Raw genomic sequence first — 24,630 nt, forward strand, 5'->3', positions numbered from 1 at the left:
GCTCGGCAATAGCTCGGCAGCAGCTCTAAGAGAAAATGTCCTCCCACGTGGAAGCCTTCAGCGCCCCCATCAAGGACGGAGACTTGTTCACGCGCATCTCCGGGGCCAGGAGGAACTGCACCTCCTCGTCGCCGTCGATGAGGGTGAGGTAGACATCCGAATCGCCCTTGTTCTGGCTGAGCACGCGGCGCAGATTGGCCATGTTGTCGGGAGTTGCCTGGTCTACGCGGATGTTCAGGCGCAGCGGCACGCCGGAGCCCGCGCCGACGGTGAGCTCTGCCGACTTGATGTCTTGGCAGAACAGGCGCATATCGTCTTCGCGGTAGTTGATCTTCGCCTTAGCCAGAACGATGGCGTCCTCGACGATCTGCGGGGCCACAATCTGGTAAGTCTTCGGGAACACCAGTAGCTCCACCTGCGCGCCGTGCTGGTCCTCCAGCGTGGCGATTGCCCAGGGGTTGCCGTTGCGGTCGATGCGGCGCTCGACGGCCGAGATGATGCCGCCGATCTTCAGGTCCTTGTTGTTCGGCAGTTCGCCGGACAGCACGGTAGTCAGGGGCGTGTCGACCTGCGCATCCAGCGCGTCCTCGAAGCCGTCCAACGGGTGACCGGAAACGTACAGGCCCAGCATGTCGCGCTCGAGGGCCAGCTGGTGCTTTCGCTCCCACTCCTGGTCGGGCACCTCAACGCGGAAGACATCGCCCGCACCATCGTCGCCGCCCAGGCCTGCAAAGAGGTCGAACTGGCCCTTCGCGGCGGCCTTCTTGGTGGCGGTGACGGCATCCACCGCGTCCTCGTGGACCAGCACCATGCCCTTGCGCGGATGGCCCAGCGAGTCGAATGCTCCGGCCTTAATCAGAGACTCGGTGACGCGCTTATTCGCCGCTACCAGGTCGATCTTGTCCAGGTAGTCGGAGAAGTCGGTGAACGCACCCTTTTCCTCGCGGGAGGCGATGATGGAATTCACCACATCCTCGCCCACGTTGCGCACCGCGCCCAGGCCGAAGCGGATGTCCTCGCCGACGGACTGGAAGGTGTAGCGTGAATCGTTGACATCCGGCGACAGCACCCGAATGCCCAGGTGGCGGCAGTCTGCCAGGTAGATCGCGGACTTGTCCTTCTTATCCGCCACGGAGGTCAGCAACGCGGCCATGTACTCCGGCGCGTAGTTGGCCTTCAGGTATGCGGTCCAGAAGGAAACCAGGCCGTAACCCGCGGCGTGGGACTTGTTAAATGCGTAGCCGGCGAACGGCAGGATCGTATCCCACAGCGTCTTGATGGTATCGGCGGAGTAGCCGTTGGCCTTCATACCGGATTCGAAGGTGACGAACTCCTTTTCCAGCACCTCCGGCTTCTTCTTACCCATTGCCTTACGGAAGCCATCGGCCTGGCCGGCGGTGTAGTTCGCGACCTTCTGGGAGATCTTCATGATCTGCTCCTGGTACACGATCAGGCCGTAGGTCTCCTCGAGGATCTCGTGCAGCGCTTCTTCCAGCTCCGGGTGGATCGGCACGATCGGCTTGCGGCCGTTCTTACGGTCGGCGTACTCCCAGTGCGCGTCCACACCCATCGGACCCGGTCGGTACAGCGCCAGCGCGGCCACGATGTCATTGAAGCCCGTGGGCTTCATACGCTTCAGCAGCTTCTGCATGCCCGCGGAATCCAGCTGGAACACGCCCAGCGTCTCGCCGCGCGCCAGCAGCTCGTAGGTGGGGTCATCCACCGTGTCGAGGTTTTCCAGGTCCAGATCGAAGCCGCGGTTGGTCTTGATGTTTTCTAGGGCGTCACCAATAACCGTAAGGTTTCGCAGCCCCAGGAAGTCCATCTTCAGCAACCCGATGGCCTCACAGGCGGGGTACGGCCAGCCGGTGATCAGCGCGCCGTCCTGCTTGCGCTTCCACATGGGGATGCAGTCCAACAGCGGCACGCTGGACATAATCACGGCACAGGCGTGCACACCGGCTTGGCGGATCACGCCTTCCAAGCCGAGTGCGTCCTTGTAGATCTTCGCCACGTCCGGATCGGTTTCGATCAGCTGGCGAACCTCGGCGGCCTCGGGGTAACGCTCGTGCTCGGGGTCGGTGATGCCGTGGAGTGGAATGTCCTTGGCCATGATCGCCGGCGGTAGGGCCTTGGTGATCCGGTCGGCCATCTGGAAGCCCGCCTGGCCGTAGTGGGCGCGCGCGGAGTCCTTGATGGCCTGCTTCGTCTTCACCGTGCCGAAGGTGATCACCTGGGCGATCTTGTCCTCTCCCCACCGGTCGGCGGCGTAGCGGATCATTTCGCCACGGCGGCGATCGTCGAAGTCGATATCGATATCGGGGGCGGATGGGCGCTCGGGGTTCAGGAAGCGCTCGAACAGCAGGCCGTGTTCCATCGGGTCGATGTTCGTGATCGTCAGGGCATAGGCGACCAGCGCGCCGGCAGCCGAACCACGGCCGGGGCCGACACGGATGCCCACGGAACGGGCGTACTTAATCAGCTCGGCGACGATCAGGAAGTAGGACGGGTAGCCCTTCATGTCGATCACGCTGATCTCGTACTTCGCGCGGTCGATGTACTCGGCGGGCACTTCCTTGCCCGGGAAGCGCTCCTCCAGGCCCTTCATCACCTCGTGGGTCAGCCAGGTTGTCGGCGTGTGACCTTCCGGCACGTCGGCGATGGGCATGCGGTCGTGCGGGTGCTCCTCCCAGATCTCGGAGTAGTCCTGCACGCGCTCGGCCACCCACAGGGTGTTGTCGCAGCCCTTCGGCACTTCCTTGTCCCACTGCGCGCGGATGTCCTCCGCGCTGCGCACGTAGTAGCCGGTGCCGGAGAACGCGAAGCGCTTACCGCCCTGGTCCAGAGTCGGCTCGTCCAGCGTGGAACCGGTCTGCACGCACAGCATCACCTCGTGTGCCGGGGCCTGCTGCTCCAGCACGTAGTGGCAGTCATTGGTCACCAGCGGCGGCAGCTCGAGCCTGCGGCCGATCTCCAGTAGGTCGTCGCGCACCCGCTTTTCGATCTCCAGGCCGTGGTCCATCAGCTCCAGGAAGAAGTTGTCCTTGCCGTAGATGTCCTGCCACATTCCAGCGGCCTCCAGGGCCTTGTCGAACTGCCCCAGGCGCAGGCGGGTCTGCACGTCGCCGGACGGGCAGCCGGTGGTGGCGATGATGCCCTCGGAATGCTGGGCGATCAGCTCGGCATCCATGCGGGGCCATTTGCCCAGCTGACCTTCGTAGCTGGCCATGGAGGACAGGTAGAACAGGTTGCGCAGGCCGGTCGCGTTCTCCGCGATCATCGTCTGGTGCAGGTAGGCACCGGAGGCCGACACATCGTCGGACTTCTGCTCCGGCTTGCCCCAGCGCACACGCTGCTGGTTAAAGCGGGATTCCGGGGCGATGTAGGCCTCGATGCCGATGATGGGCTTCACGCCAGCGTCGGTCATCGCACGGTAGAAGGCGTCCGCGCCATACATGTTTCCGTGATCAGTCATTCCGACGGCGGGCATCCCCTGCCGCACCACCTCTTTGGCCAAGAGATCGACCTTGGCCATGCCGTCGAGCATGGAGTACTCGGTGTGGTTATGCAGGTGGACAAAGGAGGAACCGCTCATGATTGGCCATCATAGCGCGTCGCAAAAATCGCATTTTTCGGCACATGCGATTCCTTATCGCTATACAGTTATTTTTCATGAAAAAAGATATTCGCCTCGCAGTGGCGCACCTGGACGCACCCTTCGCGGTGTTGGATCTGGATGCCGCCAGAGCCAACGCCTTGGACATGGCGCACCGTTCCCGCGGTACCCCGATTCGGGTGGCCAGTAAATCGCTCCGCATCCGTTCGCTGATCTCGGAGGTCCTCACCCTCCCCGGCTATCGCGGCATTCTGGCCTATAACCTCAATGAAGCCCTGTGGCTGTGCCAGGAGCAGGTCAGCGATGACATCCTCGTCGCCTACCCCTCCACCCACCGCGAGGGGCTGCACCGCCTGATCCACGATGCGCGCGCAATGGAATGCGTGACCCTCATGGTGGATTCGATTGCTCACCTGGACTTTATTGATGCTGTGGTACCACCCCGTGAGCGCGGTGAGGTACGGGTCTGTATTGATATTGACGCCGCATTGCGCGCCGGTCCCGTTCACATCGGAGCTCTACGCTCTCCCCTGCACACGGCTGACGAGGTGCGTGAGATCGCCCGGCAGGTTCGCCAGCGCGAAGGCTTCCGCCTGGTCGGTTTGATGGCTTATGAGGGCCAGGTGGCGGGCACCACCGACACTTCCCCGGCGATCGCGGCGATGAAGGCGCTGTCCGTCCGCGAGCTGGCCGGCCGCCGCGCGAAGATCGTCGCCGCCGTCGCAGAAGAACTGCGGGTAGCGGGCCTGCCCCCTTTGGAGTTCGTCAACGGCGGCGGCACCGGCTCCATCGAAACCACCAGCGCGGAGGCCGCGGTCACCGAGATCGGCGCGGGCTCCGGCATCATCGGCCCGGCCCTGTTCGACCACTATCGGCAGTTCCAGCCCACTCCGGCGGAGTGGTTCGTGGTGCCAGTCGTGCGCCGCCCTGCGGAGGACACGGTGACGGTGGCCGGCGGCGGCCGCGTCGCCTCCGGCCCGGCTGGCAAAGACCGACTGCCGGTCGTCGACTGGCCCCGCGACCTGAAGATGGCACCCCTGGAAGGCCCGGGTGAGGTACAGACTCCCCTGACCGGCCCCGCCGCCCGCAACCTCCGCCTCGGCGACCACGTTTGGATGCGCCATGCGAAGGCCGGCGAAGCAACTGAATACATCGATACCGTGCTGGTCGTCTCGGCCGGCGAAATCATCGCGGAGTGGCCCACCTACCGCGGCGAAGGAAAGAGTTTTGTCTGATGAGCACCACCACAACCCGCAAGCCCGCTTATAACTCTCGCTGGGTCAACTGGTCCGGTGTCTCCGCCGCCCAGCCGCGCAAACAGGTCGCACCGCGTGATGAGGCCGAGCTGATCCAGATCATTCAGCGGGCAGCTGCCTCCGGCGAGAGGGTCAAGCCCATCGGTGCTGGCCACTCCTTCACCTCCGTGGCCGCCACGGAGGGCATCCAAGTGAGCCTGGACAACCTGGCCGGACTCATCCGCTTCGACCCGGATAAGATGACCGCCCGCCTGCGCGCGGGCACCCGGCTGCGGGACGTGCCGGGCATCCTGGCTCCCCTGGGCGTGGCGCTGGCCAACCAGGGCGACGTGGATCCGCAGTCGCTGGCAGGCGCGATCGGCACCAGCACCCACGGAACAGGGCTGGGCTTCACCGGCTTCGCCGGAATGCTGCGCGCCTTCCGCATCATCACCCCGGACGGCCAAGCGCACGAGTGCTATCCGGGCGCAGACGGCATCGCCGGCGAGCTATACGACATCGCGCGCGTTTCCCTGGGCGCCTACGGCATCATCACCGAGGTGGAGATGGACGTGGTGGATACCTTCGTCCTCCACGCGGTCGAGCGCGCAGAGCCGAACGACGAGGTGGTGGAGAACTTCGCCGAGCGGGTACGCGGCAAGGATCACCTGGAGTTCTACTGGTTCCCCGGCACCGACGTGGCCCACGTGAAGACGAACACCCGCCTGGCGGGCAACACTCCCACCAACCCGATCCCGCGGTGGAAGGAGGTGCTGGACGACGAGCTGCTGAACAACGGTGCATACCGGGTGATGAACGATCTGGCGCACCACTTCCCCTCCTTATGCCGGCCTTTCGCCAAGCTGAGCGCGAAGACGCTGGCGCAGCGGGAGTACTCCAACGTCGCTCACGACGTGTTCGTCAGCGCCCGTCGAGTGCGTTTCAACGAGATGGAATACTCGGTGCCGCTGGCCGATGCCCGCGAGATCCTGCGGGACGTCCAGCACACCATGAACACTTGCGGCGAGCAGGTGCTCTTCCCCATCGAGGTCCGTGCCACGGCGGCGGACGACGTGCCGCTATCCACGGCTAAGGGCCGCGAGTCCTGCTACATCGCCATCCACCGCTACAACAAGGACAGCCACCAGGCGCTGTTCCGTCACATCGAGCCGATCTTCAAGGCCGCTTCCGGTGGCCGCCCGCACTGGGGCAAGCTGCACACCCTCACCCACGAGGATCTGCTGGAGCGGCACGAGGATCTGGCGCGGGCATGTGGGATCCGCGCGAAGGTGGATCCGCAGGGCATGATGCGCAACGCGATGATCGATCGCGTTTTCGGGCTGGCCTAACTCAGCTTTTTCACCCGCCGCACCCGCGGCGGGCGGTTGCGCACAAGGTCGACGATGAAGACGATCACCGCGATCCAGATCAGCACGAAGCCAACCCAGCGGGCGGGCTCGATGTGCTCGTTGTTCACGAACACCGCCCACAGCATCTGAATCACTGGCGTGATGTACTGCACCATTCCCAGACTGGTCAGCGACATTTCCTGCGCGGCGCGTGCGAAGCACAGCAGCGGCAATGCGGTCACCACGCCCGCCAGCATCAGCAGTGCTGCGTGGCCGGCACCCAGCTGCACAAAAGTATTGGTGCCCTGGGATTGCAGGAACCCCAGGTAAATCAGCCCTACCGGCGCCAGTACAAGAGTTTCGGCGGTGAGGGACTGAATGGGCGTCAAACGAACCTGCTTTTTCACTAGCCCGTAGAACCCGAAACTAAAGGCCAGACCCAAAGAGATGATCGGCGGCGAGCCGAGTGCGACTGTCAGAACGACCACGGCGATGGTGGCAATGCCGACGGAAACCAGCTGCAGGCGGCGCAGCTTCTCCCCCAGTACGATCACTCCCAGCAGCACGCTGACCAGTGGGTTTACAAAGTATCCGAGGGCAGCGTCCGCGACGTGGTTGTTGTTCACCGCGTAGATGTACAGCCCCCAGTTCACGCTGATCAGCACCGCGGCGGCAGAGACGATCCACCACTGGCGCGCCGTGATCGCCCGCAGCTGCTTGTACCCGCGCACTGCAGCGAGCAGCAACAGCATGAACACCAGCGTCCACACGAAGCGGTGCGCCAGGATCTCCATTGGCGTCGCCGGCTGCAGGAGGGGGAAGAATGCGGGGAAAAGCCCCCACATCAGGTAGGACAGCAGGCCCCAGATCACTTATCTAGCTCCCATCGGTCGAATTCCAATACGCCCATAGACCGCCTCGGGGTCCGCGGGCTCCACGGCGTATGCCCGCTGCGCGAGTTCGCGGAGCTGCTCGGGCGTGGCGTGAACCAGCACCCCGTCGATCCGGAGCTTCTCCGGCTCGGTCTGCGCACTGCGGGCCATCCGTCCTACTGCCTGATTGATGACATCGGCGCGGGTGCGGCCCACCGCCGGCTCGGGCAGCACAGCCTGCGCGGTCGCTCCGAAGTATAGGGTACTCACGCGCGCATCCAGGCCCTGCACCAGGTCGATCACCGCCTTAGAGTCCCACGGGTGTTCCGGGTCGGGGGAAACTAGTGCCCAGCGAGGTTCGTCCCCGGTCATCTGGTCTAGCTGCTCGCGTGCATGCTCCCGGTACTGCGCCGGGGTGCCGTCGAAGGGGCCGAGCTGGTCGCCGTTGATGTTCGGCGGTTTCGAGGTCAGGTCCGAGGTGCTCATGGCTATGACGCCCAGTCCCATCGCAATGAGGCACAGTCCGGAAAGCCAGGCTACCCAGGCGGGCCGGCGCGTATCCTCCCAGTCCAGCTGGCGCTGCCGCTTCTTGTTCGCCTTCAACTGCTGGGGGCTGCGTCCCCGATACTGCCGTTCTTGGCTCACGGGTGTGTCCCTTCACCGGAACCCGGCGTGGCTATACCGTTGGCATCCCGCAGCCTGTCGAGGGCCAGCTGCAGATCCTCCGGGTACGGCGAGCGGACGGTCTTCCAGGAGCCATCAGGGTGCGGAAAGCCCAGCTCCACGGCGTGCAGCCACTGGCGGATGAGCCCCAGCTTCTCCGCGAGCTTCGGATCGCTGCCGTACATCGGGTCGCCGCACAGCGGGTGATGCAGCGCAGAGAAGTGCACGCGGATCTGGTGGGTGCGGCCTGTTTCCAGCTTCACCTCCAGCAGACTGGCTTGGCGGTGCGCCTCCAGCGTGTCGTAATGGGTGATGGCATGTTTGCCGTCTTCGCGCACGCTAAAGCGCCAGCCCGCGGACGGGTGGCGGCCGATCGGCGCGTCAATCGTTCCGGAGGTCGGGTCCGGGTGGCCTTGAACCAACGCATGGTAGGTCTTGGAAACCTCCCGGTCGCGGAAGGCATTCTTCAGCACGGTGTAGGCGCGCTCGCTGGCGGCGACAATCATCACCCCGGAGGTGCCGACGTCCAGGCGCTGCACGATGCCCTTGCGCTCCGGCGGGCCGGAAGTGGAGATGCGGAAGCCCGCGGCAGCCAGGCCGGAGGTCACGGTGGGGCCCTCCCAGCCGACGGTGGGGTGCGCGGCCACACCGACGGGCTTATCCACCACGATCACATCCTCGTCGGAGTAGAGGATGTCCATTCCCTCCACGTGCCGGGCGGGTTCTGCAGCCAGATCCCGCGGCGGGGCGGGCAGCGTCACGTCCAGCCACGCGCCTGCCACCAAGCGGTCGGACTTCCCCACCGGCGCCTGGTCTTGCAGGATGTCGCCGTCGGCAGCCAGCTCCGCCACTGCGGTACGGCTGAGCCCCAGCAGCTTGGATAAGCCGGAATCCACGCGCATGCCGGCCAGACCGTCCGGCACGGGCATCACTCGGTTCTCGCGAGTCATCGGCTCACCTCCTCGCTGGCATCCTCCTGTTCCTCACCGGCGTCCCCCTGTTCTTCCCGCTCCTCCCGTTCTTCACGCACGTGATTCGCTGGCTCGATGAAGAACGCGTAGATCAGGTAGCAGACAACACCGACGGTGATGGCGGCGTCCGCAACATTAAAGATCGCGAAGCTACCGAAAGAAAGAAAGTCCACAACGTGCCCGTGCATGCCCCCGGGCTCGCGAAACATGCGATCCAGCAGGTTGCCCGCCGCACCGCCGCCGATCAGGCCGATCGGTAGCGCCCCGGCCATGTAGCGCGTGCGCAGAGCCAGAACAATGCAGGCCAGGAACGCGATTAGCTGGAATACGGAGAAGATGATGGTGACGTTCGTCCCCATGGAAAAAGCCGCGCCGGGGTTGCGCACCAGATAAAGCCGGAAGAACTCGCCGATGACGGGGTAGGCCCGTTGCTCCTCTAGATTTTCGACGACCGCCCATTTAGTGATCTGGTCGACGACGATGATCCCGAACATCAGGGTCAAGGCGGCGAGAGATGCACGTTTTGAAGTCACGCTTATTCAGTCTAATGTCCGCCTGTTACGCTGTGAACTTGTGGGTATTTCTAGTAAGTCCGCGCTGGCTGTTTGCAGCGCCATTGGTATGGCCTTCACGACCGTCGCATGCTCTGACTCTGAGCAGCCGCAAGCTAAGCCGGCAGATGTGGCCGTGCCGGGCGTCAAGGTGGAGCTTGTAAGCCGCGGGGCTTCTCCCCAGGAGCCGATCGCCTGGTTCTCGCAGGAGGGCAGCCAGGAGGTCACGTACCACGCCACCCAAGGGTTCGCTCAGCACACTGTTGGTGCCGCTAAGGATGATGACGCCACCGCGTCGGCCACCGACGCCTCAGAGACGGCGAAGGAAGACGAGCAGCCGGATGTTGACGAGCTGGACTACGACGAGGTCACCATGAACCTGCCCTTGTCCGCCGAGGTCACGACTGACGGTAAGGGGCGCCAGACCAATGTGACCGTGGGCGAGCCAACCGGCACCAACGACGAGCGGAACGAGGACATCGCCACGGCCAAGGGCTTCAAGATGACCACTGAACAGGAAATCGACGGGCGCGCGACCTCCCGCAGCTACACCGCCCCCGATGAAGCCAGCGCGACCGCCCGCGCCAGCGTGGAATCCGCGCTGAACCAGATGAACGACTTCCCTTTGATCTTCCCCACCGAGCCCGTGGGAGTGGGCGCGAAGTGGACGGTTTCCAACCGCGTGGACGGCGACATTTCGATGACCCAGAAGGTCACTTATTCCCTGCTGGAACGCGAGGGGCAGACCGTCTCGCTCAAGGTGGAGGTTTCCCGTAGTCCTGCAGTGGCCACGTTGGCACAGACCGATCTGAAGGTGCTGGACGTCGAAACCGAGTCCAGCGGGCAGATCGCGCTGGATCTAAACAAGGTTCTGCCCACCCGGGGCCACATCAACGTGGAGACGAAGGTCACCTACGGGCAGGATGATTCCCCGGTCCGCGTGGTGCAAACCTCCACCTCGAAGTCGAAGTGGAGCCCTGAAAACTAACTCCCCCCCTGAAAAGGCAGGCGGCCTAGAGGTCCTTGCACATCGGCGGTACCTGATCCGGCAAGACGTTTTCCACCAGGGTGCAGGCCCAGCCCTGGTCCAGCTTCCACTTGCCGTCCTCGCTGACGAATTCCACGTCGCTGACCACGTGCGGTTCCTGGTCGGGCACGGTCAGGTTCACGGTTGCGTTGACGTTGCCGGGGGTCAGGCTGGGCAGTACGGGGTCGACGACTTCGAGGGTCGCGCCGGACTCGGTGCGGGACTTCGTCAGGGCGTCAAAAAGCTCCGGGGCCTGGTCGCCGTTCACGACCGTGTCCACCTTCTCCTCGGTCGGAACTTCCGGGTCTACGGCGCGGTTCAGCACGCCCGACAGCTCCTCCGCAGTCGGGGTTTCGTTCTCAGCCGCTTCAGAGGATTCAGCGGAGGTGGTGGCAGAGGAAGAGGAGGTGCTGTCGGAGGAATCGTCGTCGTTGCCGCAGGCGGAAAGGGTCAGCCCGGCAGCCAACACGGCGGATACCGCCGTTGCGCGAGTAAGGATCTTGGTGCTACGAGAGTGGCGCTGGGTAGAACGCACGAGAATGCTCCTTCGAAGATTGGACGGTGTAATGCTAATGATCGTGTGCAAATAACCGAGTAGGAAAATAGTGCTCGGTGGCACACTGCCGGAGACAGCTGTGCACATGGAGTACACGTTCCAAAAAAAAATTTGGGGAACCAGTTTCCGACTATACAAGCCATACTGTTGCAGATGTTATTCGTGTGATTTGCACCAAAAGGCACGAGCCGCCGACCAGGGATGGACATTACAGAAGCAGCCTCACCTATGCGTTGGCATACACGACTATTCCGTGGAGCTCATACGCTGCCGGGCAAACTGACTGAGCAACGCCAGCACTGCTATCCCGGCCGCGGAAATACAGAGAAGAGTTGGCGTCGCATTTACCGAAACCAGTAAAGCCCCGAAGATTGCCCCTAGTGCGGAGCCCAAGTAATTGGCGGAAGCATTCGCAGCCACGGCTGTAGCCCCGTCGGCCGGGTTCGCTTGAAGCAGGATGTGTTGCTGAGGTGCGAGCGAGGCCCACCCGCACATTCCCCATACGAACAAGCTAGCAACCATGATCCACGCGGTTTGGTCTTGTGTCATGCCGAGCAGCGCAAGAGTGAGACCCCCGAGTATGACCATGCTCAGTTGCAACGGGGCACGCCGGTCTAACAGTCTGCCTACACCTAGTGCTCCCACCGCGCCCCCAATGCCCCAGACCCAAATCGCAAGCGTCTGGTGAGACGCCAAGCTTCCTGCGGACAAAATCACGGTCATGTAGGTGTAAAGCCCAAGAGAAGCAACACCAGTCAGCAGAGTTACGGTCACCGTAACTAGATTTTTAGGTCGCGCGATCGAGAGCAATCGTTCCCGGGCACCAGAAGCAGGGATCTCTGGCAGCTCGCCTCCGCGCAGGACAATTCCCGCTAGCGCGGCGCCTCCGATAGCTGCGATCAGCAGCATGGCGGCTCGCCATCCCCATTGGTGTGCTAACGCCAGACCTGTCGGGACGCCAAATACGGTGCCGATTGCCAAACCCGCAAGAACCAGTGCCAATGCACGCCCACGATGTGCTTCCCCTGCAATCTCTGCCGCGACCGCGGATGACAAGGGCGAGTACACACCCGCTGCTGCGCCAGCCACCACTCGGGAGACTAAGAAGAACCCTACAGTCGGCGAAAACGCCGTGGCTAGGTTTGCCACAGTGAAGATAAGCAAGGACACGATGAGGCTCCACCGTGACCGCCTTCCTGCGCGTCCAGCCAACAAGGGCCCTGCTATCGCATATGAGCCGGTGAAGGCTGCTACGCCCAGGCCGACAGTAGCTTCGCGTGCGTCTAGCGATGAGGCGATAGTGGGAAGGAGACCAGCAACAACATATGCGTCCAGCCCGAGCGCGACACTCCCCACCACGAAGGGCCAGAGCCGTCCCATCATTCCTGTACCTCTGTAGAGACAGTATTGGCCACCACAGCGGAAAGCACTCCAGGGAACAAGCGATCGAGGTCTTCACTCCGCAACCGGATCAGACATGCACGCCCCTCGCTCCGGGTCCAAGTCACGCCCGACTCCCGCAACATACGGGTGTGGTACGTAAGCGTCGATCGAGGCAAGTCGTCCGCGAGCTCGAGACTGTCGTGCTCGAGCCCGTCAGCCAGACGTCGAATCATCTCGAGACGCGTGGGATCGCTCAGGGCGGCCAACACCCTGGCCAAGGTGATTTCATCAGTTTCTGGGTGGTGATACTTGCGAGGGGACATACAACCTCCTTCAATCGTGCAACAATACTTGCATGATAATCATGCAAGAATTACTGCACAACTTCATCCCATTCGCCGAGACTCGATCAACGCCTTCGATTAACGCGCCTAGGCGTCACGTAAATTGGTCACATGACTTCCAGCCCCTCGCAGAACTACCTGCAGATCCCCGTCCTCGGCACCGGCGGTACCATCAGTTGCACCCACTCCCCCGAAGGCGACCTTGTACCCACTCTGACCTGTGCAGACATTGTCAACCAGGCTCGTATTCCCCAGGGCTTCCAAGCCCTGCCGCACGACATCATGAGCATCGACTCCAGCTCCATCACCCTGCCCCAGATCGACGAGCTCGTCGCCCACATCGCACGCTTCTGTTCCCCCGCCCCGGCCGGCGTCGTGGTGCTGCACGGAACCGACACGATGGAGGAATCCGCACTCGCCGCCGCATGCGCTTTGGATCTTCCCTGCCCTGTTGTGTTTACGGGCGCCCAGCGCCCGGGTGATGACGCCGCACCGGACGGCCCGGCCAACCTTTCCCGCGCGTTCGCCGCACTTGCATCGGGGGAGCTTTCTGCGGGGGTTCACATCGTTTTCGGGGATGCCATCCTGCCCGCCCGCGGGGCTTACAAGGCTCACACCACTGCCGAAACGGCCTTCCGCAATGCACTGATTGACTCTGGGAAACACGATGGCGCGTCCCCCATCACGGATGGCACTGCCCTACCTCCGCTACAGGTAGCGGGGCTATACGTGCCCATCGTCAGCACCTTTGCGGGCGATGATGGGCAACTTATTCGGGCGCTGCGAGAGCAGGACAAGCGGGAGCAGGGCACAAAGGTTGGCGCCAAGGTAGGTGCCGTGGACGGCCTGGTGCTGGCCGCCATGGGCTCCGGCAACATTCCCACAGCTGTCGCCGAGGAGCTGGAGGCCTGGCGCGCGGAGCGTACCGCCGAGCTGCCGGTGGTGGTCTGCAGCCGGGTACCAACCGGCGGGATTTCCTTCGTCTACGGAGGTACGGGCGGCGGCGCCCAGCTGGCCCGCGCCGGCTTCCGTAGCGGCGGGGCGCTGCGTCCCAGCCAGGCGCGCATCGAATTGCTCTACAAACTCGCCCGCGCTCGCTAGTCCCCTCTCAGTTTCTAGTCCTCCGCCAGCCCGTCGAGGTCCCAGGCCAGGCTGTCCAGCGGGTCGGCGGGGCTTAGGTCTTCATCGTCAATGCGGAAGGTGCGGGTCTTCCCCGGGCCGGTCGCGGCGGTCTCGAAACGCACGCTGACCACCCCGTTGCCGGATCCCTGCACCCACCCGTGCCCGAACTCCACGTGCGATACATCCTGGGTGGCATGCCACACGGGGCGGGCCGTGGTGGCGTCATCAACCAAAGAACTAAACCCCGCATCGGTTTCAGGGGCGACGATGGGCACCGGCGGGCCGTCGAGTTCGGGGAACAGCAGCTCCTGGCGGTCGGCCACCAGCCCGGACACGCTCACCCCGACCAGGCGAAAGGCACCGGCCTGCTCGGGGCGTGGCATCAGGCGCTGGGCGAGGGCAAAGATCTTGTCGAAGTCCTCCGTCGGCGCGGGCAACCCGGCGGACTTCGTGTGCAGCTGAAAGTCGGTGGTGCGCGTCTTGACGGTCACAGTGCGGGCGGCGCGGCCGTCCTTCAACAGGCGGCGGTGCATGGCCAGCGCGGTCTCGTGCAGCACGCGCATGGCCTCTGCGGTGGTGCGCGCGTCCACCTGCAAAGTCCTTTCCGCGCTGACTTGCTTGGCGGGCGCGCGGGGAGCGACGGGCCGCGGGTCGTCGCCGGCGGCCATGCGCTGCACCTCGACCCCAACCGAGCCCAGGGCGCCGCGCACATCCGTGGTGTCGGCGGCAACGAACTGTCCGATCGTGTCGATCCCCATGGTGTGCAACTTGCCTTGTGCAACCTTGCCGATCCCCCACACGTCGCCAACGGGCCGGTCGGCGAAGACCTCCATGCGCGCCTCGGGCGGTACTACGAACACCCCGTGGGGCTTAGCCAGGTCGCTGGCCATCTTCGCGTCCAGCTTGGTCGCGGCCATGCCGACGGAAGCGGGCAGGCCGGTCTCCTCTTCGACTCTAGCCTGCAGGTTCTCGGCCCAGTCGCGGGCTTCCGCGGCGCTATCCAACCCCTGCGGCTCGGCGAAGCCCTCGTCCACGGATAGCTGTTCCACCACGCCAGCGTGGGAGCGGATGACCTGGAAGATGCGGCGGGAGGCGGCCGCGTACACCTCCTTGCGTGGTTTAACCACCACGGCGCGGTTGTTGCACAGGCGCACGGCCTGCCCCATCGGCATCGCCGAGCGGGCCCCGAAAGCCCGAGCCTCGTAGGAGGCACCGGCTACTACCCCACGGCCTCCCAAGCCACCGACCAGCACCGGCCTATCGCGCAGGGTCGGTCGGGTGAGCTGCTCGACGGAGGCGAAGAACGCATCCATATCGATGTGAGCCACCCAGCGCATGCGCGTACCCTGCGGGTCTTTCTTTAGGACGCCACCGACGCCACCGCGATGTCAGCCGAGCAGCCATCGGCGACGTCGTGGCTGAGCTGCTCGTCGACGACAACCTTCACATCTGTGGCCAGCACTTCCTTGGCGATGGCATCCGCGTGGGTGCGCGCCCACTCTTCCTTGTCCGCGGGCACGGAAAGGGTCAGGTGGATCCGGTCGGTGATCTGCAGGTCGGCGGCCTTGCGGGCCTCCTGCAGGCCGCGCACGCGGTCGGCGGCCCAGCCCTCGGCCTCCAGCTCCGGGGTGGTCTGGGTGTCCAGCACCACCAGGCCGTCCTGGCCGGATACCTCTGCCGTGTGCTCCGGCTCAGCGGCCACGAGCTTGCGGGTGAACTCGCCATCCTGCAGGTCGATGCCGTCGGCGGTGACCACGCCCGCGTCGTCGACGGTGTAGTTGCCGGACTTCACGGCCTTGATGACGCGCTGGACGTCCTTGCCCAGACGTGGCCCGGCCGCGCGGGCATTCACCACGACCTCGAAGCCGCCGACCTGGGCGACGTCCTCGGTCAGCTCGACCTGCTTGACGTTCACCTCGTCGGCGATGATCTTCGTGAAGTCCTCCAGCGCGCTGGCGTTCGGCAGCGCGACGGTCAGCTTCGGCAGCGGCAGGCGGTTGCGCAGCTTGTGTGCCTTGCGCAGGGAGCTCGTCGCGGAGCTGACCGCGCGCACGGCATCCATGGCCTCCACCAGCTCCGCGTCGGCGGGTAGATCCTCGGCCTTCGGGAAGTCCGCCAGGTGCACGGAGCGCTCACCGGTCAGGCCGCGCCAGATCACCTCGGTGGTCATCGGCAGCAGTGGAGCTGCCGCACGGCACAGGGTCTCCAGCACGGTGTACAGGGTGTTGAAGGCCTCGGGGTGGACGGCGTCGCCCGCCCAGAAGCGGTCGCGGGAACGGCGGACGTACCAGTTAGTCAGCGCGTCGCAGAACCAGCGGATCTCGTCGCAGGCAGTGGCGATGTCCGTGTTGTTCAGCGCATCGGTCACCCCCTGCACAGTGTCGCGCAACTTCGCCAGGATGTAGCGGTCCAGCACGTTGGTGGAGGACGTATCGTACTGCGCCGGCAGGGAGGCGTAGAGGCGCAGGAAGGAGTAGGCGTTCCACATGGGCAGCATCGCCTGGCGCACGCCCTCGCGGATGCCCTGCTCGGTGACGATCAGGTTGCCGCCGCGCAGGATCGGCGAGCTCATCAGGAACCACCGCATGGCGTCGGAGCCGTCGCGGTCGAAGACTTCGTTGACGTTCGGGTAATTGCCCTTGGACTTACTCATCTTCAGCCCGTCATCGCCCAGCACGATGCCGTGGGCCACGACCTTTTTGAAGGCCGGGCGGTCGAACAGGGCGGTGGACAGAACGTGCATGGTGTAGAACCAGCCACGGGTCTGGCCAGAGTACTCCACGATGAAGTCCGCCGGGGAGTGGGTATCGAACCACTCCTTGTTCTCGAACGGGTAGTGCTTCTGCGCAAACGGCATGGAGCCCGACTCGAACCAGCAGTCCAGCACCTCCGGCACGCGGCGCATGGTGGACTTGCCCGTCGGATCATCCGGGTTCGGGCGGGTCAGCTCATCAATGTCCGGGCGGTGCAGAGAGGCCGGCTTGCGGCCGAAATCGCGCTCCAGCTCCTCCAGGGAGCCGTAGACATCCATGCGCGGGTAATCCTCGGAGTCAGAGACCCACACCGGGATCGGCGCGCCCCAGTAACGGTTGCGCGAGATGTTCCAATCGCGGGCGCCTTCCAGCCACTTGCCGAACTGCCCGTCGCGGATGTGGGAGGGCATCCACTCGATCTGCTCGTGGTTCAGCTCCACCATGCGGTCGCGGAACTTGGTCACGGCCACGAACCAAGACGGCAGGGCCATGTAGATCAGCGGCTCGCCGGAGCGCCAGGAGTGCGGGTAAGAGTGCTCGATCGTCTGGTGTCGCAGCACGCGGCCCGCGGCCTTCAGGTCCTTAATGATTGCCTTGTTCGCGTCGAAGACCAGCTGGCCCTGGTAGTCGGGCGCCAAGGAGGTGAACTTGCCGTCCATGTCCACCGGGATCTCCAGGTCAATGCCCGCTGCCTCACAGGTGAACATATCGTCCTCACCGAAAGCCGGAGCCTGGTGGACCACGCCCGTACCGTCGGCGGTGCTGACGTAGTCGGCGCACAGCACGCGGAAAGCACCCGCCTTGAACTGCCTGCCCTCTCCGCCCTCGGTACCCTCGCCGGCGCCGGTTTTCTCGCCCGCACGCTCGGCGAAGTACTTGAACAGCGGCTCGTAGGTCATGCCCTCCAGCTCAGCACCCGTGAAGGTGCCCAGAACCTCGGCCTTCTCCCCCAGCTCCTTGGCGTATGCACCGCGCAGGTCGTCGGCCAGCACCACGGTCTTTCCATGCATGCCCTCTGCGCCGTCGGCACCGATGGCGTCATCACCAATCCGCACCGCGGCGTAGGTCACCTCGGGGTGGACCGCCAGGGCGAGGTTCGCCGGCGTGGTCCACGGGGTGGTCGTCCAGCCGATAAACGCGGCATCGGCGAGCTCCGGGTGCTCAGCCAGGGTCTTCACAGAGGCAGTGTCCTCGGTCGCGCCGGTGATCGGGAAGGTCACCGTGATGGTCGGATCCTGGCGCATCTTGTAGGAATCATCCAGGCGGGTTTCCTGGTTGGACAGCGGCGTGTGCTCCGCCCAGGAGTACGGCAGAACGCGGAAGCCCTGGTAGATCAGGCTCTTGTCGTAGAGGGCCTTGAAGGCCCACATGACGGACTCCATGAAGCCCGGGTCCATCGTCTTGTAGCCGTTGTCGAAGTCCACCCAGCGCGCCTGGCGGGTGACGTATTCCTTCCACTCGTCCGTGTAGCGCAGCACCGAGGTCGCGCAGTACTCGTTGAAGGAGCGCATGCCCATCTCTTCGATGCCGGCGCGATCCTTGATGCCCAGCTGCTTCTCCGCCTCCAGCTCGGCGGGCAGGCCGTGGCAGTCCCAGCCGAAAACGCGGGCAACCTTCTTGCCCTGCATGGTCTGGTAGCGCGGGACGATGTCCTTGACGTAGCCCGTCAGCAGGTGGCCGTAGTGCGGCAGGCCGTTGGCGAAGGGCGGACCGTCGTAGAAGACATATTCCTCGTTGCCCTCGCGGGAGTTAACGGATTCGTTGAAGGTGCCGTCCTTCTCCCAGTACTTCAGCACGTTCTCTTCGAGTGCGGGGAAGGCGGTCGAACCGCCATTGGACATATCGACGCGCGGGTAGGCGCCGCCTGCTGGGGTTGCTTCGCTCATGGTGTGGTACCTGTTTCTTCGCTCTTTTTAGTGACGCCCACAGTTTCGCTGTCGGCGGTGTTCTCGCTAAAAAACAGGGACGCATCGGCTAGAAACGCCTTGCGCGGTACCACCCTGATTGGCGTAATTCGTGATACGCCCTCTTCGTCTCTTACGGCGATAACGTGCCGCGACTCCGCCTGGGTCTAATAAGTGCCCGCCCTAGCCTTCGCGTGTGGAGTGCGGACACCGTTCTTCCAGGAACGCTCCCCGATGATGGCCGGATCAATGCGTACTTTTGAAGGATATTCAGTTACGGCTCCCACCTTACACTGCCGTGTGCGGGATCAGAGCCTTAGCCCTTAGCGAACCTTTAGCGCTTGCGATGGCGGATCAGATCGTAGACAAACAATGCCACGCCGATCAGGGCTACGGTCACGCAGATCCAGGCCCAGATGGTGGATCCGACCGCGAGACTAACGACTAGGGCCGCAAAGCCGAGAACCGCCAGGAGGATTGCTGCAGCGAGCATCGTTACTGTTTCCTCCTGGCGGTCGGTAGTGGGCCGTTACTAAGGCGCTGGTGCTATTAGTTGTCTTCGCCCTCGATCTCGATGGAGCCCGCCGGAGCGGCGGTGCCGCGGCTGTTCAGATCTTCCAGCTGAGACTCCAGGAAGGTCTTCAGGCGGGTACGGTACTCGCGCTCGTAGGTGCGCAGCTCCTCGATGCGTGCCTCGAGGGTGGTCTGCTGCTTCTTGACCGTGTTCATGATCTCGGTGTGCTTGCGCTCTGCGTCCTCCTGCAGGGCGTTTGCCTTCTCCTGTGCGGAGCGGATCTGTGCCTGGGACTGAGCAGTAGCGTCGGAGATCATGACCTCGGACTTCTGCTTTGCGTCTGCCAGCAGTGCGTTGGACTTCTCCTCCGCGTCTGCCAGCATCTTCTCGGAGCGGGTCTTCGCATCCGCCAGCTGAGCCTCGGAGCGCTTCTGTGCGTCCGCCAGGGTGTTCTTGGAGCTGCTGTCGGCGTCGTCGATGGTCTTCTTCGCGGTGGCGCGAGCCTCTTCCAGCATGGCGTTGGACTCTGCCTTCGCGTCACCGGTCAGGCGGTCTGCCGTCTCCTGTGCCAGGGACAGCACGCGGGCTGCCTGCATGTGGGTCTCGGCGGTCGCGACGCCGGACTTGCCGTCGCCGGAAGCAGCCGGAGCCTGCTTCTTGGCATCCTCAGCAGCCTTCTCTGCCTTAGCGGCGCGATCCTCAGCGGCCTTCAGCTTGGCCTCGTAGTCAGCCTTGATCTTCTTCTCGATCTCGGCGATGTTTGCCTGGGAAGCGGCCTGCGGCTGAGCCTTGCCCTGCTCTGCCTGAACCTCGGCGCGAGCGTCCTTGCGAGCCTGCTCCAGCTTCGCGGAGTACTCGGACTCGAACTGGCCACGCAGGTCGGACTCAATCTTGCGACGCAGTGCAGCCTCGTCAACCTGGGAAGCACCAGCAGCGCCTGCTACACCGGCGCCAGCGCCATTAGCGGAACCGGACTCCAGCTGCTCGACCTTCAGCTTGAGGTCGGAGTTTTCGTCCTGCAGTTCCGCAAGAGTGTCCTCCACGAGATCCAGGAACTGGTCGACCTCGTCCTCGTTGTAACCACGCTTGCCGATCGGCGGCTTGCTAAAAGCTACGTTGTGCACATCAGCCGGAGTGAGTGGCATAGGTTGTCCCTTTCCCTTTCGGATTGCCTCAAAGTGCTAGAAGGCGTTCACAACAGTAATGAACTATTGATGGTTTATGAAACAGTTACAAAGCATACCAGCATAAGCTGGTTCAGTCTCAACTTTAGATCGAGATTAACTGCGTAGCGCGGCATAACACCGTATAGCTCAGCCTCAACATTAATTTACTGCAACCTCATTAACACCACAGACAGGACATCACCCCCTAGTTTCACCCCCATACAAAAGTTTCTTCACCTATTCGGTGTGAACACGTAACGCTAGAAACGCGCCGACGATGTAACAGGTGAAGGAAATAAGGAAACCGCCACCGGCCAAGACCCACATTCCCGACCGGCAGCGGCTTCCGTCACTACACACGACATCTCCGCAGCCTCACTCACTTACCGCGAAGATGTCTCCAATCCTAGCCCCACGAACGGATATTCACAACAGCTTGCTGAATATCCGTTTCATTCTTCTCCCCCCGGCATCCACCCCCTTAGTTTTATAACTTTAAGGATGCACTGATATCGGCCTCGCTAGTGAACTACTAGCGGGTTCTTGGACGAAGAATCCTCCAAAGAACTTTTCGCCCTATCTTCGCCGTACTGTCGCTGCACTTTCGCTGTGTTAGCGAACAAATGCCCCAAGAAGCATGGTCAGCAACTGCAGACCGAAAAACAAAACAAGCACGGAGACATCCAGCCCCACACCCCCGAGCTGAACCGGCGGAATCAACTTCCTAAGCGCCTTAACCGGGGGATCTGTAACCACAAACAGCGGCTCGGCCACAATGCTGAACCAGCGCTGCGGGCGCCAGTTACGGGAAAAGGACTGAATCATTTCGATAATGATGCGCAAGATCAAAATCAGAATGTAGAAGCGAATCAGCCACATCAGCAGAAGCAGGATTTCGTTCACTTAAGCACTCTCTATTGTTTAACGACCTTTATGAGTTAAAAGACTTCTAAAACGGCTGGCGCGCTGGCTAGATGGTCTCCGCGATGGCATCCAGCTGATCCTGCGCCAGGGTCACGCCCTTCGGCAGCAAGATGAAGTTACGCACACCCTTGAGCTTCTTTAGCTGTGCATCCAGGCCGCGGCTCAGGCCAGCGGCGAAGTCTAGTACTCGCTTTGCCTCGCCCTTTTCCATTCCGCTGAGGGAGAAGACGACAACCTCGCGAGCCTTGAGGCTATCCACCAGCTCGCCGGCCTGGGTGTAGGAGCTCAAGGTAAAGGACACGAAGGCCGAAGGATCCTTCTCCTTCGCCGGAGCCTCCGCGTAGGAGGAGGAATAGTGGCTTCCGCCGCGGGAAGAGTAGCGATCCTCGCGGTCGCCCCGCTCTGCGCGGTCAGCGTACTCGGAACGGCCATAACGGCCGCCGCGCTCTGCGCGGTCGCCAAAGTCACGCTCAGAACGGGAACGGTAGGAAGGCTCGTGGGCATCACGCTCAACACGGTCTGCGCGATCAGCACGGTCGCGCTCGCGAGAGCCGTAGCCGTCGCTGTAGTAATCCGTGTTGTAGGTTTCCACGGAATCAAAACCGAAGAACCGCTTGGTCTTGTCCATGAAGTTTTCTGACATTGCTCTGTAGGAACCTTCCGTTGGTTGAATCTCTTAGCTTGTTAAGGAATGTATGCAGCTATGTGGTTTAAAGTACTGGTCGCGCGCCCATTATATCCGTACCGACACGCACCAGCGTGGAGCCTTCCGCGAGGGCAATCTCCAGGTCGCCGCTCATTCCAGCGGAGTACACGGCAGCGCCCGTCACACGGTCTGTGATGCGCTCGACGAGCTGCCGACCCCGGGCAAATACGGCCGCCGGATCGGCGTCCAGCGGCGGTACCGTCATCAGCCCGCGCAGCTCCAGGTTCTCGGCCGCGGCCACGGCATCGGCCAGTTCGTCGATGTCCGCCTCCACTGCCCCGCCGCGCTGCGGATCACCGTCGGCGCTGAATTGCAGGAGCACCGGCAGGCGCTCGCTTCGATCGCCGCGCTCCAACGCCAGGCCCGCGCCGCGATCCAGCGCATTCAGCAGCTTCAGCGAATCCACGGTGTGCACGGCGGCTGCCCACCGCGCAACAGAGTTCGCCTTCTTCGTCTGCACCTGACCCACCATGTGGAACTGCAGACCTGTATCTACCAATTGTGCGTGCTTATCGCGCGCTTCCTGTTCGCGGTTCTCGCCGACGGCGGTGACGCCCAGCTGTGTCAGCAGCTTCACGTCCTCAGCAGGGTGAAACTTGGTGATGGGCAGCAGATCCGCTCCCCCGGCCACCGCAATGCGGCGCCTGACGCGCGCCAGGTTCTCAGCGATCTCCTGCGCCCGGGGACTCAGGTTCGCCGAGCCACCGGGAAGGTCATCGGCCACCTGGTTTTCGCTGTTCACGCTCTTCTGCTCCGTCATGGCATCCACACTACGCCCGCCTGACGGCCAGTCGTCCCCTCCCGGCGGTAGGAGAAGAAACGATCGGCGTGCTCCGGGTCGATTGTGCAGCGCGGATCCGCATCAATACTGCGCACTCCGAGGGAGAGCAGTTGGCGGGTCAGACCAGCACGAATGTCCAACCCATGGGTGCCCTGGGCGGTGGTGGTTGCCGAGCCGGGAAGCTTGGACTCCACATCCGCAGCCATAGCCTGCGGCACTTCGTAGTTCTCTCCGCTAGCAGCGGCGCCGAGCAGCGCGTGAATGTTGCTAGGCACAGCTCCCAGGTCTTCCATGCGGGCAATGGTGCGGCGCAGAATTCCGTTGCGGGCTCCCATTCGCCCAGCGTGAACCGCAGCGATCACGCCCGCGTCCTCATCGGACAGCAAAACCGGAACGCAGTCAGCGGTGAGGACGATCAGCGCAGTACCTCGCAGGGTGGTAATGAGGGCGTCAGTAGCCTCGATGACGGGCGACGCAGGAGCCTCAGCGGGCGCAGAAGACACAAGGTGGTCGGCGGTGACCTCCGTGACGTTCGGCGAGTGGATCTGCTCCATAAACACCAGGCGCCCCACGTCCAGACCCAGCACATCCGCCAGGCGCTGGCGGTTGTGAGCCACAGCCGCCGGGTCATCGCCCACGTGATCGCCCAGGTTGAACGAGGCGTAGGCGCCCGTAGAGATCCCACCGTTGCGGTCGGTGAAGACCTTCCGCACCTTCGGGCTCTGGTCGTGGCTCAAAGCAAACTCCTTAGTTTTGGCATCTGGTGAGGTGGTATCCGGCGGACTAGTTGAAGTCCGGCAGATCCAGGTCGTCCTCTTCCTCAGTCAGATCCACGCCAGAGTTGGTGGAGTTTTGCGGCTGCTGCGGAGCGGAAGTGAACAGGCCGCCACCCTGGTTAGTCTGCGGCTCCGGCTGCGCGTGCTGCGGCACGGTGCCACGGCGCTGCGCGAAGCTGGACTGGGTGCCAGCCTGCGGTGCGGCCGGATCGGCCTGCGCGGAGCCCGCCTGCGGGGCCTCTTGCCCCTGCACTGCGTACTGGGAGTTCTGGCCAGCCTGCGGAGCCTCCTGGCCGCCGAACAGGTTGGTCGACTGTGCAGCGCCGGCACCTGCAGCCGCGTCCGCGCTCTCCTGCGCGTGGTGCGCACCGGAGCGCTGGTTGTTGGACGTCGCGGACGGGGAATCGTCGAAGCCGGTGGCGATGACGGTCACGCGGACCTCGTCGCCCAGCTGGTCGTCGATGATGGTGCCGAAGATCAGGTTGACGTCCTCGTCGGCCTTCTCCTCCACCAGGTCCGCGGCCTGGGAAACCTCCAACAGGCCCAGGTCGGAGCCGCCAGCGAAGGAAAGCAGCACGCCCTTGGCGCCTTCCATGGTGCTCTCCAGCAGCGGGGAGTTAATAGCCGCCTGGGTGGCCTTGACCGCACGCTGATCGCCGCGAGCGGTGCCGATGCCCATGAGGGCAGAGCCCGCGTCGGTCATGACGGAGCGCACGTCGGCGAAGTCCACGTTGATCACACCGGGGGTGGTGATCAGCTTGGTAATGCCCTCAACACCGCTGAGCAGCACCTCATCGGCCTTGCGGAAGGCCTCCATCATGGACAGCTGTTCCTCGGACATCTTCAGCAGCGAGTCGTTGGGAATAACGATCAGCGTGTCACAGACCTCGCGCAGGGCCTCGATGCCCTCCATGGCCTGCTTGCTGCGGCGACGGCCCTCGAAGCCGAAGGGGCGGGTAACCACGCCGACGGTCAGGGCGTTCTGCTTCTTCGCGATGTTCGCCACGACCGGGGCTGCACCCGTGCCGGTGCCGCCACCCTCACCTGCGGTGACGAACACCATGTCGGCACCGGCCAGGATCTCTTCGATCTGGTCCTTGTGATCCTCTGCGGACTTGCGACCAACGTCCGGGTTAGCGCCAGCGCCCAGGCCGCGGGTCTCCTCGCGGCCGATGTCCAGCTTGATGTCCGCATCGGTCAGCATCAGAGCCTGCGCATCAGTGTTGATGGCGATGAACTCCACGCCCTGCAGCTGCTCGTCGATCATGCGGTTGACGGCGTTTACTCCGCCGCCGCCGACACCGACCACCTTGATCTCAGCGAGGTGGTTTCCAGGATTCGTCATGTGCGCTTTTCCGCCTTCCTAAAGAATTTTTCGTGCTTTGCGGTTTACCGGTTTGCTGTTGCGTCCATCTTC

At 63.5% G+C, this 24,630-nt stretch carries 20 protein-coding genes; 4 read left to right on the top strand and 16 right to left on the bottom strand.

Going from position 1 to position 24,630, the window contains the following annotated elements; genetic code table 11:
* Window positions 1–25 precede the first annotated feature (25 nt).
* Window positions 26–3,598 carry a DNA polymerase III subunit alpha gene (gene dnaE / locus QKE30_RS03550; protein WP_347934188.1) on the bottom strand — a complete coding sequence of 1,191 codons (3,573 nt, stop codon included), beginning with the start codon at window positions 3,596–3,598 and terminating at the stop codon, window positions 26–28.
* Window positions 3,599–3,672: 74 nt separating this feature from the next.
* Between dnaE and QKE30_RS03555 the strand changes: the two genes are divergently transcribed.
* Entirely contained in the window at window positions 3,673–4,851 is a 1,179-nt protein-coding gene (locus QKE30_RS03555; protein WP_239201462.1) for an amino acid deaminase/aldolase, read from the top strand.
* Window positions 4,851–6,200: a D-arabinono-1,4-lactone oxidase gene (locus QKE30_RS03560; protein WP_239201459.1), complete on the top strand. Its 1,350-nt coding sequence runs from the start codon at window positions 4,851–4,853 to the stop codon at window positions 6,198–6,200. The genes QKE30_RS03555 and QKE30_RS03560 overlap by 1 nt, the downstream gene beginning before the upstream one ends.
* Here QKE30_RS03560 and rarD read toward each other — a convergent pair.
* The 4 genes from rarD to lspA are packed head-to-tail and all read right to left on the bottom strand — an operon-like array spanning window position 6,197 to window position 9,239.
* Window positions 6,197–7,072 carry an EamA family transporter RarD gene (gene rarD, locus QKE30_RS03565; RefSeq protein WP_239201450.1) on the bottom strand — a complete coding sequence of 292 codons (876 nt, stop codon included), beginning with the start codon at window positions 7,070–7,072 and terminating at the stop codon, window positions 6,197–6,199. The two genes, QKE30_RS03560 and rarD, sit on opposite strands and share 4 nt — an antisense overlap.
* Entirely contained in the window at window positions 7,073–7,717 is a 645-nt protein-coding gene (locus tag QKE30_RS03570; RefSeq protein ID WP_239201447.1) for a hypothetical protein, read from the bottom strand.
* A complete protein-coding gene (locus tag QKE30_RS03575; RefSeq protein ID WP_347934131.1) occupies window positions 7,714–8,685 on the bottom strand; it encodes an RluA family pseudouridine synthase in 972 nt (323 codons plus the stop codon). Before QKE30_RS03575 ends, QKE30_RS03570 begins: the two co-directional genes overlap by 4 nt.
* Window positions 8,682–9,239: a signal peptidase II gene (gene lspA, locus QKE30_RS03580; protein ID WP_239201441.1), complete on the bottom strand. Its 558-nt coding sequence runs from the start codon at window positions 9,237–9,239 to the stop codon at window positions 8,682–8,684. Before lspA ends, QKE30_RS03575 begins: the two co-directional genes overlap by 4 nt.
* A gap of 40 nt (window positions 9,240–9,279) precedes the next feature.
* On the opposite strand from lspA, the gene QKE30_RS03585 reads away from it, so the two are divergent.
* Complete coding sequence (locus QKE30_RS03585) at window positions 9,280–10,245, top strand: DUF6263 family protein (RefSeq protein ID WP_239201438.1); 966 nt, start codon at window positions 9,280–9,282, stop codon at window positions 10,243–10,245.
* Window positions 10,246–10,270: 25 nt separating this feature from the next.
* On the opposite strand, the gene QKE30_RS03590 is transcribed toward QKE30_RS03585, so the two are convergent.
* Complete coding sequence (locus tag QKE30_RS03590) at window positions 10,271–10,819, bottom strand: hypothetical protein (RefSeq protein ID WP_239201434.1); 549 nt, start codon at window positions 10,817–10,819, stop codon at window positions 10,271–10,273.
* A 267-nt stretch (window positions 10,820–11,086) separates the two neighbouring features.
* Window positions 11,087–12,223 (bottom strand): MFS transporter, encoded by a 1,137-nt coding sequence (locus QKE30_RS03595; RefSeq protein WP_347934132.1) that lies wholly within the window; start codon window positions 12,221–12,223, stop codon window positions 11,087–11,089.
* A gap of 455 nt (window positions 12,224–12,678) precedes the next feature.
* Here QKE30_RS03595 and QKE30_RS03600 point away from each other — a divergent pair, with 455 nt between their 5' ends.
* Window positions 12,679–13,668, top strand: a complete 990-nt coding sequence (locus QKE30_RS03600; RefSeq protein ID WP_239201432.1) for an asparaginase — start codon at window positions 12,679–12,681, stop codon at window positions 13,666–13,668.
* A 14-nt stretch (window positions 13,669–13,682) separates the two neighbouring features.
* On the opposite strand, the gene QKE30_RS03605 is transcribed toward QKE30_RS03600, so the two are convergent.
* The 9 genes from QKE30_RS03605 to ftsZ form a co-directional block, all read right to left on the bottom strand.
* Complete coding sequence (locus QKE30_RS03605; RefSeq protein WP_239201430.1) at window positions 13,683–15,026, bottom strand: DNA polymerase IV; 1,344 nt, start codon at window positions 15,024–15,026, stop codon at window positions 13,683–13,685.
* Window positions 15,027–15,049: 23 nt separating this feature from the next.
* The gene (gene ileS / locus QKE30_RS03610; RefSeq protein WP_347934133.1) at window positions 15,050–18,328 is read right to left on the bottom strand and encodes an isoleucine--tRNA ligase; all 3,279 of its coding nucleotides are present in this window, start codon (window positions 18,326–18,328) and stop codon (window positions 15,050–15,052) included.
* 352 nt (window positions 18,329–18,680) lie between these two features.
* Entirely contained in the window at window positions 18,681–18,839 is a 159-nt protein-coding gene (locus QKE30_RS03615) for a hypothetical protein (RefSeq protein WP_239201414.1), read from the bottom strand.
* A 56-nt stretch (window positions 18,840–18,895) separates the two neighbouring features.
* On the bottom strand, window positions 18,896–20,005 hold the full coding sequence (locus QKE30_RS03620; RefSeq protein ID WP_239201412.1) for a DivIVA domain-containing protein: 1,110 nt from the start codon (window positions 20,003–20,005) through the stop codon (window positions 18,896–18,898).
* 633 nt (window positions 20,006–20,638) lie between these two features.
* The gene (locus QKE30_RS03625; protein WP_034986534.1) at window positions 20,639–20,929 is read right to left on the bottom strand and encodes a YggT family protein; all 291 of its coding nucleotides are present in this window, start codon (window positions 20,927–20,929) and stop codon (window positions 20,639–20,641) included.
* Between the two features lie 67 nt (window positions 20,930–20,996).
* Window positions 20,997–21,593: a cell division protein SepF gene (gene sepF / locus QKE30_RS03630; protein ID WP_239201409.1), complete on the bottom strand. Its 597-nt coding sequence runs from the start codon at window positions 21,591–21,593 to the stop codon at window positions 20,997–20,999.
* Between the two features lie 67 nt (window positions 21,594–21,660).
* Complete coding sequence (locus QKE30_RS03635; protein ID WP_239201403.1) at window positions 21,661–22,416, bottom strand: YggS family pyridoxal phosphate-dependent enzyme; 756 nt, start codon at window positions 22,414–22,416, stop codon at window positions 21,661–21,663.
* Complete coding sequence (pgeF, locus tag QKE30_RS03640) at window positions 22,413–23,174, bottom strand: peptidoglycan editing factor PgeF (protein ID WP_239201401.1); 762 nt, start codon at window positions 23,172–23,174, stop codon at window positions 22,413–22,415. Before pgeF ends, QKE30_RS03635 begins: the two co-directional genes overlap by 4 nt.
* Window positions 23,175–23,220: 46 nt before the next feature.
* Window positions 23,221–24,558 (bottom strand): cell division protein FtsZ, encoded by a 1,338-nt coding sequence (gene ftsZ / locus QKE30_RS03645; RefSeq protein ID WP_239201397.1) that lies wholly within the window; start codon window positions 24,556–24,558, stop codon window positions 23,221–23,223.
* Window positions 24,559–24,630 lie beyond the last annotated feature (72 nt).

The sequence above is a fragment of the Corynebacterium sp. c24Ua_83 genome (assembly GCF_039907245.1).
In the GTDB taxonomy this organism is placed as follows: domain Bacteria; phylum Actinomycetota; class Actinomycetes; order Mycobacteriales; family Mycobacteriaceae; genus Corynebacterium.

Coding starts and splice junctions, on each gene's coding strand:
- QKE30_RS03555 (WP_239201462.1), top strand. CDS start 3,673: ATGAAAAAAGATATTCGCCTCGCAGTGGCGCACCTGGACGCACCCTTC.
- QKE30_RS03560 (WP_239201459.1), top strand. CDS start 4,851: ATGAGCACCACCACAACCCGCAAGCCCGCTTATAACTCTCGCTGGGTC.
- QKE30_RS03575 (WP_347934131.1), bottom strand. CDS start 8,685: ATGACTCGCGAGAACCGAGTGATGCCCGTGCCGGACGGTCTGGCCGGC.
- QKE30_RS03595 (WP_347934132.1), bottom strand. CDS start 12,223: ATGATGGGACGGCTCTGGCCCTTCGTGGTGGGGAGTGTCGCGCTCGGG.
- QKE30_RS03600 (WP_239201432.1), top strand. CDS start 12,679: ATGACTTCCAGCCCCTCGCAGAACTACCTGCAGATCCCCGTCCTCGGC.
- QKE30_RS03605 (WP_239201430.1), bottom strand. CDS start 15,026: ATGCGCTGGGTGGCTCACATCGATATGGATGCGTTCTTCGCCTCCGTC.
- ileS (WP_347934133.1), bottom strand. CDS start 18,328: ATGAGCGAAGCAACCCCAGCAGGCGGCGCCTACCCGCGCGTCGATATG.
- QKE30_RS03615 (WP_239201414.1), bottom strand. CDS start 18,839: ATGCTCGCTGCAGCAATCCTCCTGGCGGTTCTCGGCTTTGCGGCCCTA.
- QKE30_RS03620 (WP_239201412.1), bottom strand. CDS start 20,005: ATGCCACTCACTCCGGCTGATGTGCACAACGTAGCTTTTAGCAAGCCG.
- sepF (WP_239201409.1), bottom strand. CDS start 21,593: ATGTCAGAAAACTTCATGGACAAGACCAAGCGGTTCTTCGGTTTTGAT.
- QKE30_RS03635 (WP_239201403.1), bottom strand. CDS start 22,416: ATGACGGAGCAGAAGAGCGTGAACAGCGAAAACCAGGTGGCCGATGAC.
- ftsZ (WP_239201397.1), bottom strand. CDS start 24,558: ATGACGAATCCTGGAAACCACCTCGCTGAGATCAAGGTGGTCGGTGTC.